The organism is Terriglobus sp. ADX1 (assembly GCF_036877645.1).
Taxonomy (GTDB): Bacteria; Acidobacteriota; Terriglobia; order Terriglobales; family Acidobacteriaceae; genus Terriglobus.
Window position 1 is genome coordinate 47,062 of record NZ_JAEDXV010000017.1, and the last position, 15,981, is coordinate 63,042.

The following is a 15,981-nucleotide window of genomic DNA, read 5'->3' on the forward strand; positions in this document are numbered from 1 at the left end:
CTCTACGCTTGCTGCGCAGGCATTACCGCTCACAATCTCTCAAAACATCTCAAGCGCAAACCGCGATAAACATCGCGAAAGTTTGGCCCGGGGCTTCTGCCCCTTCCAATCTCTACTTACAGTGCTTGGGTTTGTCGATTGGGTTGCTGGAACTTTCGCTCTCAGCAGAACCTCGCGTGACAAACGCTTGGACTGAATTGCTGCTCTTTCGAGTCTTACGCTGCAGGCTGCCTTTCGGCTACCCACTCGACCGCTTCATACTGACCGCTTGTCGACTTTTCTTTTATATCAAGCCTTTCGGCTCTTGTCAACTCGCTGCATTTCGCTTGCTTGCTGACTTTTCATTTATACAAACCGTTTCGGTTTGCGTCAAGCGACTTACTTCATCGCTCTTTCGTTTCGCGCTCAACCACTGCGCTCGACTTGATTGACATTACAGGGTCGGTCGCCACAGTGCAACCGCAAACGTGGAAAAGGCTGCGGAAAACATCGCCGCAGCCTCATATAAACCACTTCATATTAATGAGTTGTGAAAAGTTCGCGAGCATCTTGTTTCAGGCTCTTTTGGCTTCCGGAGCGTGTGTAGAACATGTGTCCACCGGGGTATTCATGGATCAAAATTCTTTGGGCGGTGGCTTGCGGTATCTGATTCACAGTCACAATCGATCCCATAAACGGGCAAGAAAGATCATTCCAGCCGTGTGCAATCAAAACATGCAGCTTCGGATCAGCAGCAACCGCCTGTCGTAACTGCGTTCCAGACCCACTCCGTTCATCCCGCCCGGAGCGATCCCACATACGGCCAACTTCATAGCTAAGCGCGTTATACCGAGCGTCCACCTTCCAACCCACAGTCTGAGTAACGAAATTGACCATGCTCTGGGTTAGCGGGGCAATGATCGTATCCAGGATGGGATCCCCGGTCTTCTGATCGCGGTTATACGGGAACGGATCCAGCGCCGTGACATTGGAGTCATAGACGCTACCCAGCTTGCCTTCCTTTCGGTGTACCTCTCGCAGAAAGACATCCGGCTCAATGCGGCCACCCTCGGCACGCACAAAGTCCGGATCCAACCCGGTGAGCTGCGTCACCTTCGCGACCATGCGATCCTTTGTACCGGGATCGGAGCTGCCACGGATGAGGTCTGTGGCGTATTCCCCTTCGGCATAGTCAATGACATCCTTCATCGATGCGGACGTCAGTTTGCCCTGGCGCTCCAGGTTCGCTGCAGCCATCGACGGCATGGTGACAATCCACGGGAGCGGCGACAGATCCCCGTTGTCTGTAATGCTGGGATTCAGATAAGGCGACACCAGCACCACGCCGTTCAACCCCACTCCGAGCTGCGTCTGCAGATAACGCGTGATGCGAGGTCCGCGGAAGCCGCCGTAGCTTTCGCCAATCAGATACTTCCGCGACATCATGCGGCCGTTCTTCAGCAGCCAGTCATAGATGATCCGCGAAAGATAGTTCACATCGGCGGTTGGCGCATAGAAAAGCTTCTTCGATTCAGCTTCCGAAACCTCAGAACGACTGAAGCCTGTGCCGATGGGGTCAATGAAGACAAGATCGGTAAAGTCCAGCCATGTGCCGGGATTGTCAACCAGCGTGGGCGTATCGGAAGGGGAAGAGTTGTCTTCGCCAAACGGAACTCGCTTCGGACCAATGGCTCCGAAGTTCAGGTAGACACTGGCAGCGCCGGGACCACCATTGAGTGCAAACGTCACCGGACGGTCCGCTCCCGGCACGGTATAGGACGTGAAGACGACCTGTCCGGCCACCTTGCCATCCGCGTTACGCACCGGCAACGTGCCCACCGTAACGGTGTACTTCAGCGGCTTGCCATCCACAGTAATGCTCTGCTCCACATGCGCATCCGGAGGCAGCGGCGGAAACGATGGCTTATCCTTCGCATCCTTGGCTGCATCTTTCGCGGCGGCGGTAGGAGTTCCCTGTGGCGGTTCATCGCCATGTTCCTGCGCAAAGCAGGAAGCAGAAACACACAGAACAGCGGCCAGCGCCAGAGGATGAGAAAGCAGGGGAAATCGCATGGGTAACACGGTATCAGCAAAGTGATTGCCAGTTGCGAAAGCGAAACCATGGCACTGGCCTGCTCCCCCGCCGGGCAGTACACTGGGCCCGCCGCATCGGAGGCCATTGTGAACTTCACTCCCGGCAACCTTACCGCGTTGATTATTGCCGCCAGTTTCTCTGCCGGCCTCAATACCTACGCCACTCTGCTGACTTTGGGACTGGCGGCGCACACGCGCTGGGTGCAACTTCCGCCTGGCCTGGATGTCGTGGGCAACTGGTGGGTGATCGGGGTCTGCTCTGTGCTTTTTCTTGCGGAGTTCATTGCAGATAAAGTTCCGGCTCTGGACGTAGCCTGGAACGCACTCCATACCGTGGTGCGCATTCCAGTAGCGGCGCTGCTCGCATATAGAGCCACCGAACACCTCACGCCGCCGATGCAGATCGCCGCCATTGCCGTGGGGACGGCCATTGCCGCCTTGGCACACACATCCAAGACGGCGCTTCGCGTGGCCGTTGCACCATCGCCGGAACCCCTGTCGAACATTGCTCTTAGCAGCACGGAAGATGTGGCTGCCGTTGGCCTGACATGGTTAGCCACCTCGCACCCTTGGGTCTCCGCCTCCATTGTGCTTGTGCTTCTTGCCATCGCTTTGTTTGCCATCCGATGGGTGATACGGCTTTTTCGACGGGCCTTCCGCAGCGGTGTCGCCACGCTTCCGCAACCGCCTATGCCATAAATCCCAAAGAACCATTGGGTATACTGACCTTCACCGGAAGCTCCCTTCCGGCCGGAGCGATTCATGCCCATCCAAACAACTGACAAAATTTGGCACAACGGTACCCTGATTCCCTGGGCCGATGCCAACATTCACGTGATGTCTCACGTGGTGCATTACGGCTCGTCCGTATTTGAAGGCATCCGCGCCTATACACAAGGCGAGAAGGCGGGTATCTTCCGACTTCGTGAGCACATGCAGCGCTTTATTGACTCTGCGCGCATTTATCGCATGCCACTTCCCTACTCACTTGATGAGCTTTGCCAGGCAGTTGTCGATGTGGTCGATGCAAACGATGTAGCCCCTTGCTACATCCGTCCCGTGGCTTTCCGCGGATACGGTGAGATCGGCGTCAACCCGCTGAAGTCGCCGGTTGAGATCTACATTGCAAACTTCCCCTGGGGCAAGTATGTTCCCGGCAACCAGGGTGCAGATGTCTGCGTATCCAGCTGGAACCGCCTTGCGCCGAACACCATGCCTTCACTGGCAAAGGCCGGTGCTAACTACATGAACTCGCAGTTGATCCGCATGGAAGCCGAGATCAACGGCTACGTAGAGGGCATCGCGCTCGATCGCAACGGCTATCTCTCGGAAGGCTCAGGCGAGAACCTGTTCCTCATCCGCGAAGGCAAGCTCTTCACTTCACCTCTTGCGAACAGCGTGCTCAACGGCATCACCCGCGCCTCGGTCATTCAGATCGCGAAGGACTTCGGCATTGAAGTTGTCGAGCAGGCGCTGCCGCGCGAACTCCTCTATCTGTGCGATGAAGCTTTCTTCACCGGCACGGCTGCAGAGGTTTCGCACCTGCGCTCGGTGGATCGCATCCTCATCGGCGACGGTTCCATGGGTCCTGTGACGAAGAAGCTGCACGATGAGTTCTTCGCACTGGTCAACGGCACCAAGAGCGATCGTTACAACTGGCTTACACCGGTCAAGGTGAGAAGCAACGAGCTGGCAGAGGCGTAAAAGCGGCTTGTAAAAACCAAACACTCACCAGGGAGATGCAATGCTGACACGACGCTTGTTCGCCACCTCAACTGCGCTCGCGGCTTTCATCCCTGCCACCAAAGCCGCAGCGAAATCTGCAAAACAAATTTTCGCTGCAAATCCCAATGCAACTCCGAAGCCACCGTACTCCCCTGCGGTTGGCTTCGGAGATTTGCTCTTCGTCTCCGGCAAAGCTTCTTATAACGCGCCCGATCCGAAAGACATTCGATCGTGCGTTCGTTATGCCTTTGACCAAGTTGAAGCAGAACTGAAGAACGCCGGTTCATCCATAGACAACGTGCTCAAAGTGCAGGTCTTTTTGCGCAACATGGATGATTACGCCGCAATGAACGAGATCTTTTCCGAGCGCTTTCCCAAAGACCCTCCCGCCCGCACAACCATTGCAGCCATCATTCCGCGCGAAAGCCTGGTAGAAATCGACGTGATCGCCAGTCGATAGAAAATAGGCTTCATTAACTGAAGCTTCAAGAAGGGGTGCTAGTGGCAACCCTTCTTTCGTTTGCTAGACTCGGAACCACTTCATTCGCGAGTCAACCCGATGCCCCCAACACACGCTCCCGGAACGGACTACGGCGTCGATGCACCCGCCGTCATGCGCAATCTTTTTCTTGTTGGCATTGCCTGTCTGTTGGCAGGCCTGCTACTGCCTCGTGTGTTGCATCTTGGTCCAGTCGCATTACAAACACGGCCATCGTTTCTTTGGCCCGCAGGATTTTTCATCGGCGAAGCTCTGCTCTTCCTGCTCTATGTGAAGTACGGCAAGTTTCGTCATCGCGACTTGATGCTAAGTAAGCACGCGTGGCAAGGCGACGAACAGGTTCTTGATATTGGCTGCGGACGTGGCCTTCTGCTTGCAGGTACTGCAAAGAAGCTCACATCCGGCCATGCCACCGGCATCGACATCTGGTCTACAGAAGACATGGGTGGCAACGCCGAATCTGCAACGCAGAAGAACCTGCAACTGGAAGGCGTCGCGGATCGTTGCACCCTCGTCAGTCTCCCGGCGCAGGAGATGACGTTTGCAGATGCCAGCTTCGACGTCATCGTCTCAAACCTCTGCCTGCACAACATCTATGACAAACCCACACGCGAGCAGGCTCTGAGTCAGATCGTTCGCGTTCTGAAGCCAGGTGGCGTGGCGCTCATCAGCGATTACAAACTTACCGGCGAATATGCCGACCACTTCCGCAATGCTGGCCTTAATGTCACAACGCAATGGGGCAGCTTCCTCACCACGTTCCCACCACTACGCATCGTCGTCGCTAGAAAGCCCGCATAAACGCGGGCCTTCTAGTTACCACTCTGAGCGGAGGCGAAGAATCCTAAGGATCTCCACCAGCCACAGCTAACGACCGCTTACTCTTACAAAAGCCCGTAGCACCATAGGCACGGGCTTCATTAAGCAACACGACGCGCTTCCCGCGGAGCCTGTTCTTCTTCGCCATTGCTGCCGCCTTCACTTGGCTTGTTTGCACCAATCAACTCAGGCGGCTTCACTGGGCTCAGCGTCTCCTCCTGGTCCAGCGACGCACGTCGTGAACGCGCATACGGAGCCAGTTTCACCGGCATGCCGGTCTTCAACGATTGTTCGCACGCCACCAGCACGCGAACATCCAACAAGCCCTCTTCCCCATCTGGCTCGGGGTCTTTGTTGTTTATCACGCAATCAGAGAAGTACTTCAACTCACCGCCAAACTGATCGGTCTTATCAAAGCTTTCCGTCGACTCTTTTTCACCAATCATCGTGGTGTGCTTCATGCCGCCCGGCATGGCGTAAGCGGGACTGCTGAAGAGACTGCCCAGATCGCCAGTAACACGGAAATCATCCAGATCCTGCGCGTTATAGCTCAGAACGAACGAGCCAATACGTCCCTCTTCAAACTTCAGTGTCACCGCGACAGTGTCTTCAAAATTGAATTTGTCATCTGTCTTCCATCCCGTCGCATACACCTCGATCGGCTCCGCACCAAAGAGAGTACGCACCATGTTGATGGGGTATGGCCCCATATCTGGAATCGGCCCCGCCCAGTAGCCGCTCTTTGCGCGATGATTCAACGCACTCACCGGCTGAGAGAAACTCGAGTTGAAATAACGCAACTTCCCGAGCTTTCCTTCACGCACCACCTTCAAAGCCTTCAGCGCACCGGGCTCAAAATGCATGCGGTACGCCACCATCAGTTTCGCGCCGGATTTCTGCGATGCCTTGATGATCTGCTGACATTGCTCCACACTCACTGCCATCGGCTTTTCCAGCAGCAGATGCAGCCCCGCCTCCAGCGTCTTGATAGCAAGCTCCACGTGATCCCAGTTGGGCGTTGCAAGATATACAGCATCCGCAACATCATCCTTCAGAAACTGGTCATATTCTTCGTAGCTGTAGCTGTGCCGAATGGTGGGATATTTCTCCGCCAGCGCCTCTGCCTTGTATTCATGGCCGGTCACAATCGCAGTGACCTCCGAGTTGCCAGTATGTTCAACGCCCGGTAGCAGCGCAGTCTGCGATATCCATCCAGCAGCCACAACCGCGTAGCGTACCTTCTTTCCCGGTTCTATTTTCTTCGCATTCGACATAGCTTCATCTCGTCCCTTCGCTGCGTTGGGACGGCGACAAGGAACGCAAGGATGCCCCGATCATCACAGCGGCGTGAAGCTGCGTTGAAGTGTCGGGCGTCCGACGCTCAGGACTGCGAAATGGGTCGCGTCGTCAGATCGCCTTTAGGATCATCCTGCGTATCCCAGCCCGGCAATGTCTGGTCGCCCACGATGAGGCGCGAGCCTTCCTCAAAAAACGCATAGGTATAGGCCCAGTTGCGGAAGACCGAAAATCGATTGCGGAAACCAATGAGAAAGAAGATGTGTACGACCAACCATGTAAGCCATGCGGGAAATCCGCTGAGGTGGCCCTTGAACGGCCACTTCACATTGGCCACGGCAGCGCTGCGGCCAATGGTAGCCATATCGCCCTTATCGGCATAGATGAACGGCTTCTTCATGGTTTCGCCGCGCACTTCCAGCGCAATCGTGCGTCCGGCGTATTCGCCCATCTGCATGGCAGGCTGAGCGACTCCGGGTACAGGCTTGCCTTCACTGGTAGCAGCCGCAAGATCGCCACAAACAAAAATCTCTGGATGCCCTTCCGGGTGAAGCTGACCATCCACAATCACGCATCCACGTTTATCCACTGGCACACCCAGTAGTTCTCCCAGAGGCGAAGCTTTCACACCCGCTGCCCATATCGTCACTACTGCATCGATGCGTTCATCACCCACCATCACATAGCCAGGCTTCACGTCAGTCACACGCGTATTCGTGCGCACCTGTACGCCCAGTGCCGCAAGCTGTTCCACAGCCTTCTTCTGCAGGTCTTCGGGATATGCGCCCAGAATATGCGGCGAACCTTCCAGAATCAGCACCTGCGCCTTTGCAGGATCAATATGTTTGAAGTCGCGGCGGATATACAACTTGGCGATATCGGAGATGGCGCCTGCAAGCTCCACACCCGTCGGGCCGCCACCAATCACCACAAAATTCAGCGCCGGATGACGTCCCGTCTCCTGCATTTCGCCTTCAGCCAATTCAAAGGCAAGCAACACACGGCGGCGAATCTCCACCGCATCTTCAATCGTCTTCAGCCCCGGAGCCAGCGGAGCCCAGTCATCTCTGCCAAAGTAGGAATGTGTCGAACCCGTGGCCAGGATCAGGTAGTCATACTCCAGCACCACACCGCTCTTCAACGTAGCGCGCTGCGCAGCTACATCGAAGCCCACCACCTCATCCATGAGCACCTGCGTGTTCGGCGCACGAAGAATCGCACGGATAGGCTGCGCAATCTCGTTGGGCGATAGCACTGCAAGTGCTACCTGGTAGAGCAATGGTTGAAACGTGTGGTGATTGCGACGATCCACCAGCGTGATGCTGACGTCTGCGTCCTTCAATGCTTCCGCGGCCTTCAGCCCCGCAAAGCCGCCACCCACAATCAATACCCGCTTGCGCACACCACCTGTTGCCATTCAGGCCGCTCCTTTTGCTGGTCACTCTGTCTGATGCACGAGGAGATGCCTTGGTCGCTGCCGAAGACATCAGGGCGTCTTCACCAGCGTAACCGTAATGGCTCCCTGAGTCCCAACGGATGCCGTGATCTTTGTTACAGCAGCCGTATTTGCATACTGCAATGGAGACACCGTCACCAGTCCATCGTCGTCACTTATGGTGCTCGATGTCGCCGTGCCGTAGACCGGAGCCGTGGCACATCTGCCCGTGGTGCAGGCGGGCTGCCATCCGGACACAGCCTGATACACGGCAACCGTAGCACCCGCAACAGGATTGCCGGATGTATCCAAAACGCGCAGCGCCACATTGTTAAGAGAATCCGTTGCAGATCGACTCTGCGCATCGCCGCTAACCACTGCTGCTCGCAGATTCGCAGCAGCAACCGCAATCAGATTCTGCGTACCGCACACCGTGGTCCACGCACACGCCTGCACGGTTGCCGCTTCACCATCACGTAAAGCACCTGTCGTAGCAATACTCGACATGCCTCCCGCATTCGCAGTAGAAACAGACGAAGTAAATCCTGCGCGCGAAGTGGACGCAGTCCACAGAACCGATGTTCCTGCAGCCGCCGCACCATTCACAGTGACATCCGCGGCGGGCGTAAAGGTCGCTCCAGAGCCAGCAGCAACATACTCGGTAGGACGCAGCAACGTCACAGCACGCGATGCAGCCGTTGCGGTGAACGAAGCCTGAACCGCCGAACCGCCCGAGGACACGGCGTTCACCGTGATTGCACCAGCAGCGCTGGGCGTAATGTACGTCTGAGCCACACCGTTGGCGTCCGTCACCAGCGTGCACCGCGCAAGATTGCATGCCCCCACAACGACGCTTCCCGCAGATGCTGAAACCGCGATCTCTCCGTTACGAACGGCAGCGCCATTTCCATCTTTCAATTGCAACGCAAGCAACGAAGGCGCACCAACCGCAACAGTAGCTGCAGGCTGAGAAGTCATGGCAAGAACGTCAGACGAAACGCCACCGTAAGTAATAGCGCCGGTCATCGTAGTGGTGCCGCCTGTAGAAAGATCGGTGACCGTAACGTTCTTTGCGCCACTGGAGGTTAAGGCTGGCGCAACCACTCGGATAGAAGTGGCTGAAATGCTGACAACGTTTGCAGCCAATCCACCAATAGTGACCGTATTGCCCAGCGCAAATCCCGTTCCGGTAATAACGACTGTTCCTCCGGAGGAAGAGAGCCGCGTTGGTGAAACCGAATCAGCATAAAGAACACGAGCGCGATAGGTGTAATCAGGCCGACCATCACCACGCGCATCCGTAATGACAAAGCGAACATTCTCCGTTGCAGTAAACGAAGCGCGCAGCTGTGACATCCCTGTACGCGCTCCGTTGAATGCAACCGTCTGCGCGGCAAGTCCAGGCAATGTACCTGTGGCGTCCGATCCATGCCACATACCGATCAACGGCATTGCCTTGGTGCTGCTCGCGTTGCCGTTTTCATCGGTAGCGGTCACCTCCACCGTTGCCGTCCGGCCAGCTTTCACGGCAAACCCCATCCATGACGAATGGCCTACACCGCAGAGCCGCGAAGACCATGTGCCTCCTGCTGGAATCGCGCCTGGCGCACTCTCCGTACCATCCTGTGCAGTGGAACATTCAGACGCTGCGTTGGGGACGATATAGGAGACGAACACATTCGCCCCCGGCCCATACGCTCCGTTGCTGATGGAGATGGCAGATCCCGATGGAGTGGGACTTCCCATCTGGTAGGGGCCCACTGCATATGCTCCCTTGTAAAGCGGGTTCACAGGTTCGGACGCAAGCGTAATGTAAGTGCCTGTACTCAGCGGAATAGCACCAAAGTTGAAAGAAGATCCAACATCGCCCACGATAGGACCGTAGATTCCCTGCGTATCTCCAGAAGCGCCGGTGACTGGATTGCCTCGATCAAAGGACATGTTGAAACCGGTGACATTGGAGACGGACTGAAAGCCATCCACTCCATAACTTCCCCATCGCTGATAACGCGTTACGGTAAGGTTCACCCCGCTCAAAGGATGCACGCCTGAGGAATAGATATTCCCATTGATGCTCATCATGTTGGAGGCCGCCAACGATGTCGTACTGTCCGCATACAGCAGCCACATCGCCGCAATATCGTCCTCGCGCAGCGTGAATGGCTGCGGCAGGCACTGATACGTGTATGGGCCACAGATAATGTCCATCGGATGCATGATGGGCCAGTGCATCTGCTGCGCATAGGTCGGCGCCGGGCTACCTGTAAAAACGTTGTCGTTGAGCTGCGACCAGCCAATCCCCAGCACACGGCCAAACGCACGCATCAATTGATACTGAAGCTGCAATTGTTGTTCCGCAGCGGCTCCACTGCACCGGCCATTCACAACGATGCGTGCATGCGCAATCTTTCCCGGTTGAATGAACAGGTCAACCGATTCCGTCACGCCATTCGTGCGACAATTCGAGGGCTCACTCGCTCCAGATCCCAGAAGTGCGTCCGTGATGGAGCCATCTGCATCCAGCACAACGGCGATCTGCTTTGAGGTGTAGCTACTGCTGCTAACATCCGTGGGCCAGATCAATCCGCTGGAGCCCGTATACACATTGATCGAGCTGACGTCCTCAGCCAGTGAGCCGCCATTCTTCAACGTGAACGGCAATGCGTTCAGATTCCACACAGACGCCGCAGCATCTACCAATGACACGGCAGCATCGTGATTCACGGCAGAACTCAGTGGCCCGATATCCACGAAATACTGCACATCATTGCGATACCAGGTCATCGCCTTGCCCACGTTAGTCCATTGCGATCCCGCCACCCATCGCGGATTCGCCGCATGCAAAACGCTCACACATAAAAGCAACACGCAGAACGCCACGCGCTTCACTGCGTCACCTCCATGCGATGCCACGCACGCAACATGGAAATCACGACCACGCGATCCATCTGAGCAACATTCGTTGGTGTAACCGGAGCTACGTCTGCGAAGGCCTGTGTTGCGAGTTGCGCAGTATTCTGCGCAGAAGTCGAAACCTGTGCAGCCAGCCATCGCAAATCGATGCTTCCCTGTGCGCTATCGCCATGCAATGGAAATGCGCCAACACCACCGGCAGGCGATGCATAACCACACGCCGAATTCGCACGCAGCAGCATCAATCGCTGCTCTTTCACGACGTAACGCGAAGGCTCATCCACCCAAAGCCCTGCCCATTCCCGCAATACATACGTCGCGCTGTCGCTAACTCCACGGATACCTTCCAACACCTGAAAGCGCACCGTGACGGTATCGCCACTGCGTTCCACTGCCGTTACTTCGCCGGTAAAGACCACATCTGCACTCGTGTAAAGCGAATGCAGAGCGTCCTCCAGATTAGACGGCGGAGGTGGCAAACCATCCGTATCAACTACCGGCATAGTCCCGTTCACCATCGCCGAGGAACGCAACACATCTGCAAGGCTTTGTTGCGCACGCGTTGAAACCGCAAGCACCATACCTATCCCCGCGATCACCAAGGCCTTGCCGCACAAACTCAAGTGGAAGCACCGCATGTGTCCTTTATCGACACACTGCGACGCAAACTTCAGCCCCTCACGACTGGAACGGCTGCAACTGTTCCACCGTCGGCTTCGGCGTCGCCAGACTCACCACTAGAAGCGCCAACAGGCTAACCAGAAGTGCCGGCAAAATCGCATCGCGCTCTGCGATCACAGCAGGAAACACACGATGCACCCACACGCTATCCCAACCAACGGTAACGACGGTTCCCAGTGCAATGGAAGTCACCGCACCCGCAGCCGTAGCCCGCTTCCAGAAAAATGCCGCCAGGATCACTGGCGTCAGCGCCGCGGAATAAATGGTGTACGCATAAAGACTCTTCTTCAGGACACTCTCGGTGCCCAGCGATTGCCACAACGCCCACACTCCCAGCAGTACCACCATCAACCGCGATACCAACAGCACTTCGCTATCACCCGCCGTCGGTCGCAGATAACGAACAAACACATCGTTCACCAGATTCGTCGCAGGGCTGAAGAGATAGTTGTTCGCCGTGGAGATGATCTTTGCAAAGATCGCACCCATCATCAGCGCGCCCAGGAACTCCAACATGGCATTCCCGCGCAGTCCGTTCATCGCCAAATACGCAAGAATTTCGCGTGGATGCTGACTCACTTCGCCCGTGGGGAACATCGCGGAACCAACGAGTGCCAGCGCCACAATCGCCGTTTCCAGCACCACTGTGCCAATCACCCACCCAACCACGGCGTTGCGTGCATCCCGTTCACTCTTCGCAGAAAAAAACTTCTGATACATCGACTGATTACCCAACATCAGCAAACACGTAGGCAGAAACAACTCAGCCGCCTGCACCGGCGTAATATCACCCAGCACCATGAAATGCGTAGCAGGAAGCGCCGCGTGCACCGCATGCCATCCGCCTGTCAGATGAATCAGGATCGGCAGCGACAAAAGAATCGTCACCGTTGCCAACGATCCAATCACCACATCCATGTACGCAACGGATCCCATACCAGCAATCGCAGTAAAGACGACGACAAATCCTGCAATGATGTAACGGCCCATCACCGGGCTCACACGATCCGGAAAGATGAGGTGAAGAATGTCGCCGCCACCAATCAACTGATAGCTGGTGATCGCCGTGTAAGTGAACAGCACCGCAATCACACCCAACACGCGCGCGGTCTGGTTATAGCGAGCTTCTAGCAAATCCGGAATCGTGAACTTCGCGAACTTACGCGCGCGTGGTGCAATGAAGAAGATCAAGGCCAACCCGGCCCATCCGCCGCCGCCCTGCCATAACGCAGCAAAGCCATGACGATACGCGTTCTCCGCGCCGCCCAGCAGCGACCCCGAACCAATCCAGCTTGAGAGCAGCGTGAACACCAGAACAGCCGCAGGCAACGTTCGCCCGGCCACCAGGTAATCCGCTTTGGTACGCACCTGCCGAACGCGGGAAAGCGACACCGCTAGAAGCGTCACCACGATCAGCCCAATCACAATTCCGTAAAGACTCATGTGCGAATGAGTCTACTCCGGCAGAAGCTCTGGGAAATCGGCAAGACTCAACTTGCCGTCTTCAAATCCACTTTCGCGACAGCCGACGCAGGTGGCAACTCGCCATTGACGATCTTCTTCTCTGCCACCGCACGCTCAATTTCTGAGTTCACTTCGCCACCCAGCAGAATCATCACGCCCGACAGATAAAACCACAGCAACAGGATGATCACAGCGCCAAGCGATCCATACGTCACCGAATAGCTGTTGAAGTAATGCAGATAGATGCGCAGCGCGACCGAACCCGCAATCCATCCCAGCAATCCGACAAGGCCGCCTGGCGTGAACCACCGCCATACACGGTGCTGCACATCTGGGCAGAAGCAATACATCACTTCAAACGAAAGAATCATCAGCAATGACGCAGTAACCCAGTACACCACACGCAGAATCATTGCCAACACGTATGCACCGCGAAACATGTGGGCCAGATGATTCGCCGCGACATCTCCTCCGAACAGAACCAGCACCGATGCAAGAATCGGCGCCCCCACAACCAGCGTAAGCCCCATCGCCTCCATGCGAGCCTTCCAGAAAGGCCGCGTCTCTCGCACGCGATAAACCGAATTCAACGTGTCCTGCAATGCAGAGATGCCGACGCTTGCGGAGAACAGCGCAAACAACAATCCGAACGTAACTTTTCCTGTTGTAGATGCACTCGTTGTTTGGCGAAACGTATTCGTCACCAGCGCAAATGCAGAAGGTGGAATCAACTGCCCCAACTTGTCCAGCAGTGCAAAGTACAGATGACTCGACGACTTCGCGAACAATCCCATCAAAGATGAAATGGCAATCAACGCTGGAAAGATAGCGGAAAAGAAAGCATAGGCAAGCTGCGATGCGCGACCAAACAGGTTGTCGTCATCAATGCCCTTCCACGTCCTCTTCGCCACTTCTTTCAGTGGAATGCCGCGCAGATCCCACATGCAATGCAACGGTGAACTCTGCACCAGCGCCCACGCATTCCTCTCCATCACATGCACGCCCCCACCTTCTGTTGCCTGCGGTTGCAAATTTTCCGGGATGTGCGTTGCGGGCTGCGCCATTGCAGGTTCCTCGTACGCCATGACTGCCATGGCATAAGCGGACACAAAGGTCCGTGGGGGATTCGGGTGCCTGCGTTGTTCAGATGCCGGAAAAGTAAAAGAGGTTTAGAGCCCGGCGAACTCTGGTGTTGCTGCAATCAAAGCCTGTGTATACGCCTCACGTGGATGTTCGCAGATACTGACCGCGTTGCCCACCTCTACCAACTCACCGCGACGCATCACCGCAACACGATCACACAGATATCGCACCAGCGGCATCGAATGCGAAATGAACAGGCACGTCAGTCCACGTGTCTGTTGCAGAGAACGCAACAGGTTAATCACCTGCGCCCCCACCGAAACATCCAGAGCGCTCACCGGCTCGTCCAGCACCAGGAACTCCGGCCGCAATGCCAATGCACGTGCAATGTTGATGCGCTGCCGCTGGCCGCCACTGAACGCATGCGGATAGCGATCCAGTGCAGAAGCGTCCAGCCCCACCTCGTTCAGCATGGCCGTCAACGTTTCTTCCATCGATTGCCCCTGCGGCGCATGTTCGCGATGGACAGCAAACGGTTCTGCAAGAATGTCGCGCACACGCATCCGAGGATCAAGCGCAGCAAAAGGATCCTGAAACACGACGCCCATGCGGCGACGCAGCGACTTCATCTCGCCGCGCCCAGCCTTCAGCACATCCACGCCATCAAAATGAACTGCGCCCTGCGTTGGCTCAATCAACCGAAGCACCATGCGCGCTACGGTACTTTTGCCGCTGCCGCTTTCACCCACCAATCCCAGGATCTCTCCCCGAGCGATCGAAAGCGAAACACCGCTGACCACGCGGCTGTTGCCGTATTCCTTCACAAGCCCTTCGGCAACCAGAAGCGGAGTACTCATAGTGCGGATGCTATCAAACGCGCTACGCTGGTGTGCGTATGGCCACGCTTCGATCCTTCCTGATACTGCTCGCGGCGCAACTGGCAGGCGAAGCGGTGCACCGCGCGCTGCATCTGCCGCTGCCCGGCCCAGTGCTGGGTATGGCGCTGCTTGCCACTATTCTCCTCCTGCGAAAACGAGAGCCGGACACCGCGCTGGTGCAAACCTCCAACGGTCTGCTGCGTTGGCTCGGTCTCCTATTCATCCCCGCAGGCGCAGGCGTAGTGGCAAATCTTGACCTGCTGCGCTCCGCGTGGCTGCCCATCACCGTGGCCCTCCTGCTCTCCACCGCATTCACAGTGGCCGCAACCGCGCTCGTTATGCAATGGCTGCTACGTCGTGGCGAACGCGTCTCCATCACCGTGGAGCAGCGATGACACTCCTTACCCTAAGTACAGAACCGCTATTGTGGCTGCCACTAACCATCCTGTTTTATCTGGCAGGCGTATGGCTGCAACGCCGCACACGCTCCCCGCTAGCCAATCCAACGCTCATCGGCATCGTTCTCGTCGGCATTGCGCTTTGGCTTCTACACGTCTCTTACGCGCAATACTTCTCCGCCGTGCAGTTACTGCATTTCCTGCTGGGCCCGGCAACCGTGGCGCTCGCCATCCCCATGGTGCAGTCGCTGGAGCATCTGCGCCGCGGCCTGCTTCCCACACTCGTCGCCCTCCTCGCTGGCTCCATCACAGGAGCAGTCAGCGCCTACGCCCTGGCCCGACTCTGCGGAGGAAGCCGCTTCCTCGCGCTCTCCATGCTGCCAAAGTCGCTGACAACCCCCATCGCCATGGGAGTCTCCGACACCATCGGCGGCAGCGCGTCACTCACCGCCGTCTTCGCGATCCTGGCGGGCATCCTCACCGCCATCGCCCTGCCCATGCTGCTGAAAACCCTGCGCGTCCGTCATCTCGCAGCCACAGGATTAGCCGCTGGAACCGCCGGAAGCGGCATCGCTGCAGCCAGTGTTATCCCCCTCGGCCCGGTCCCTGCAGCCTTCGCAGGCATTGCCATCGGCGTCAACGGCCTTATGACTGCCCTGCTGGCTCCGGTGCTCGCCCGCATCTTTGCTCACTGGTAAATCACCTTCGCACTTGAAT

At 56.7% G+C, this 15,981-nt stretch carries 14 protein-coding genes; 6 read left to right on the forward strand and 8 right to left on the reverse strand.

Features of this window, described 5'->3' with window-relative positions; all coding sequences use genetic code 11:
- Nucleotides 1–519: 519 nt before the first annotated feature.
- On the reverse strand, nucleotides 520–2,052 hold the full coding sequence (locus JAO32_RS12510; RefSeq protein ID WP_334240849.1) for a S10 family peptidase: 1,533 nt from the start codon (nucleotides 2,050–2,052) through the stop codon (nucleotides 520–522).
- A gap of 48 nt (nucleotides 2,053–2,100) precedes the next feature.
- On the opposite strand from JAO32_RS12510, the gene JAO32_RS12515 reads away from it, so the two are divergent.
- From JAO32_RS12515 to JAO32_RS12530, 4 genes are all read left to right on the forward strand, one after another.
- The gene (locus JAO32_RS12515) at nucleotides 2,101–2,772 is read left to right on the forward strand and encodes a DUF4126 domain-containing protein (protein ID WP_334240851.1); all 672 of its coding nucleotides are present in this window, start codon (nucleotides 2,101–2,103) and stop codon (nucleotides 2,770–2,772) included.
- A 63-nt stretch (nucleotides 2,773–2,835) separates the two neighbouring features.
- Nucleotides 2,836–3,777, forward strand: coding sequence for a branched-chain amino acid transaminase (locus tag JAO32_RS12520; RefSeq protein WP_334240853.1), 942 nt, complete (start codon nucleotides 2,836–2,838; stop codon nucleotides 3,775–3,777).
- 40 nt (nucleotides 3,778–3,817) lie between these two features.
- Nucleotides 3,818–4,258: a RidA family protein gene (locus tag JAO32_RS12525; RefSeq protein WP_334240855.1), complete on the forward strand. Its 441-nt coding sequence runs from the start codon at nucleotides 3,818–3,820 to the stop codon at nucleotides 4,256–4,258.
- A 99-nt stretch (nucleotides 4,259–4,357) separates the two neighbouring features.
- Nucleotides 4,358–5,098: a class I SAM-dependent methyltransferase gene (locus tag JAO32_RS12530; RefSeq protein ID WP_334240857.1), complete on the forward strand. Its 741-nt coding sequence runs from the start codon at nucleotides 4,358–4,360 to the stop codon at nucleotides 5,096–5,098.
- A 119-nt stretch (nucleotides 5,099–5,217) separates the two neighbouring features.
- On the opposite strand, the gene JAO32_RS12535 is transcribed toward JAO32_RS12530, so the two are convergent.
- From JAO32_RS12535 to JAO32_RS12565, 7 genes are all read right to left on the reverse strand, one after another.
- On the reverse strand, nucleotides 5,218–6,390 hold the full coding sequence (locus JAO32_RS12535; protein ID WP_334240859.1) for a Gfo/Idh/MocA family protein: 1,173 nt from the start codon (nucleotides 6,388–6,390) through the stop codon (nucleotides 5,218–5,220).
- 107 nt (nucleotides 6,391–6,497) lie between these two features.
- Complete coding sequence (locus JAO32_RS12540; protein ID WP_334240861.1) at nucleotides 6,498–7,829, reverse strand: NAD(P)/FAD-dependent oxidoreductase; 1,332 nt, start codon at nucleotides 7,827–7,829, stop codon at nucleotides 6,498–6,500.
- 69 nt (nucleotides 7,830–7,898) lie between these two features.
- Complete coding sequence (locus JAO32_RS12545; RefSeq protein ID WP_334240863.1) at nucleotides 7,899–10,736, reverse strand: IPT/TIG domain-containing protein; 2,838 nt, start codon at nucleotides 10,734–10,736, stop codon at nucleotides 7,899–7,901.
- Nucleotides 10,733–11,398, reverse strand: a complete 666-nt coding sequence (locus JAO32_RS12550; RefSeq protein WP_334240865.1) for a hypothetical protein — start codon at nucleotides 11,396–11,398, stop codon at nucleotides 10,733–10,735. The genes JAO32_RS12545 and JAO32_RS12550 overlap by 4 nt, the downstream gene beginning before the upstream one ends.
- Before the next feature lie 40 nt (nucleotides 11,399–11,438).
- A complete protein-coding gene (locus tag JAO32_RS12555; protein WP_334240867.1) occupies nucleotides 11,439–12,884 on the reverse strand; it encodes a sodium:solute symporter family protein in 1,446 nt (481 codons plus the stop codon).
- Nucleotides 12,885–12,931: 47 nt separating this feature from the next.
- The gene (locus tag JAO32_RS12560; RefSeq protein WP_334240869.1) at nucleotides 12,932–13,990 is read right to left on the reverse strand and encodes a YihY/virulence factor BrkB family protein; all 1,059 of its coding nucleotides are present in this window, start codon (nucleotides 13,988–13,990) and stop codon (nucleotides 12,932–12,934) included.
- An 84-nt stretch (nucleotides 13,991–14,074) separates the two neighbouring features.
- Nucleotides 14,075–14,845 (reverse strand): ATP-binding cassette domain-containing protein, encoded by a 771-nt coding sequence (locus JAO32_RS12565; protein WP_334240871.1) that lies wholly within the window; start codon nucleotides 14,843–14,845, stop codon nucleotides 14,075–14,077.
- A gap of 38 nt (nucleotides 14,846–14,883) precedes the next feature.
- Between JAO32_RS12565 and JAO32_RS12570 the strand changes: the two genes are divergently transcribed.
- Nucleotides 14,884–15,261, forward strand: a complete 378-nt coding sequence (locus JAO32_RS12570) for a CidA/LrgA family protein (RefSeq protein WP_334240873.1) — start codon at nucleotides 14,884–14,886, stop codon at nucleotides 15,259–15,261.
- On the forward strand, nucleotides 15,258–15,962 hold the full coding sequence (locus JAO32_RS12575; protein ID WP_334240874.1) for an LrgB family protein: 705 nt from the start codon (nucleotides 15,258–15,260) through the stop codon (nucleotides 15,960–15,962). Before JAO32_RS12570 ends, JAO32_RS12575 begins: the two co-directional genes overlap by 4 nt.
- The last annotated feature ends 19 nt before the right edge of the window (nucleotides 15,963–15,981 follow it).

Bases quoted from the DNA above. Each gene is read 5' to 3' on its own strand.
- JAO32_RS12570 (WP_334240873.1), top strand. From the start codon at position 14,884: ATGGCCACGCTTCGATCCTTCCTGATACTGCTCGCGGCGCAACTGGCA.
- JAO32_RS12510 (WP_334240849.1), bottom strand. From the start codon at position 2,052: ATGCGATTTCCCCTGCTTTCTCATCCTCTGGCGCTGGCCGCTGTTCTG.
- JAO32_RS12525 (WP_334240855.1), top strand. From the start codon at position 3,818: ATGCTGACACGACGCTTGTTCGCCACCTCAACTGCGCTCGCGGCTTTC.
- JAO32_RS12575 (WP_334240874.1), top strand. From the start codon at position 15,258: ATGACACTCCTTACCCTAAGTACAGAACCGCTATTGTGGCTGCCACTA.
- JAO32_RS12520 (WP_334240853.1), top strand. From the start codon at position 2,836: ATGCCCATCCAAACAACTGACAAAATTTGGCACAACGGTACCCTGATT.
- JAO32_RS12565 (WP_334240871.1), bottom strand. From the start codon at position 14,845: ATGAGTACTCCGCTTCTGGTTGCCGAAGGGCTTGTGAAGGAATACGGC.
- JAO32_RS12540 (WP_334240861.1), bottom strand. From the start codon at position 7,829: ATGGCAACAGGTGGTGTGCGCAAGCGGGTATTGATTGTGGGTGGCGGC.
- JAO32_RS12530 (WP_334240857.1), top strand. From the start codon at position 4,358: ATGCCCCCAACACACGCTCCCGGAACGGACTACGGCGTCGATGCACCC.
- JAO32_RS12560 (WP_334240869.1), bottom strand. From the start codon at position 13,990: ATGGCGTACGAGGAACCTGCAATGGCGCAGCCCGCAACGCACATCCCG.
- JAO32_RS12550 (WP_334240865.1), bottom strand. From the start codon at position 11,398: ATGCGGTGCTTCCACTTGAGTTTGTGCGGCAAGGCCTTGGTGATCGCG.
- JAO32_RS12555 (WP_334240867.1), bottom strand. From the start codon at position 12,884: ATGAGTCTTTACGGAATTGTGATTGGGCTGATCGTGGTGACGCTTCTA.
- JAO32_RS12515 (WP_334240851.1), top strand. From the start codon at position 2,101: ATGGCACTGGCCTGCTCCCCCGCCGGGCAGTACACTGGGCCCGCCGCA.
- JAO32_RS12535 (WP_334240859.1), bottom strand. From the start codon at position 6,390: ATGTCGAATGCGAAGAAAATAGAACCGGGAAAGAAGGTACGCTACGCG.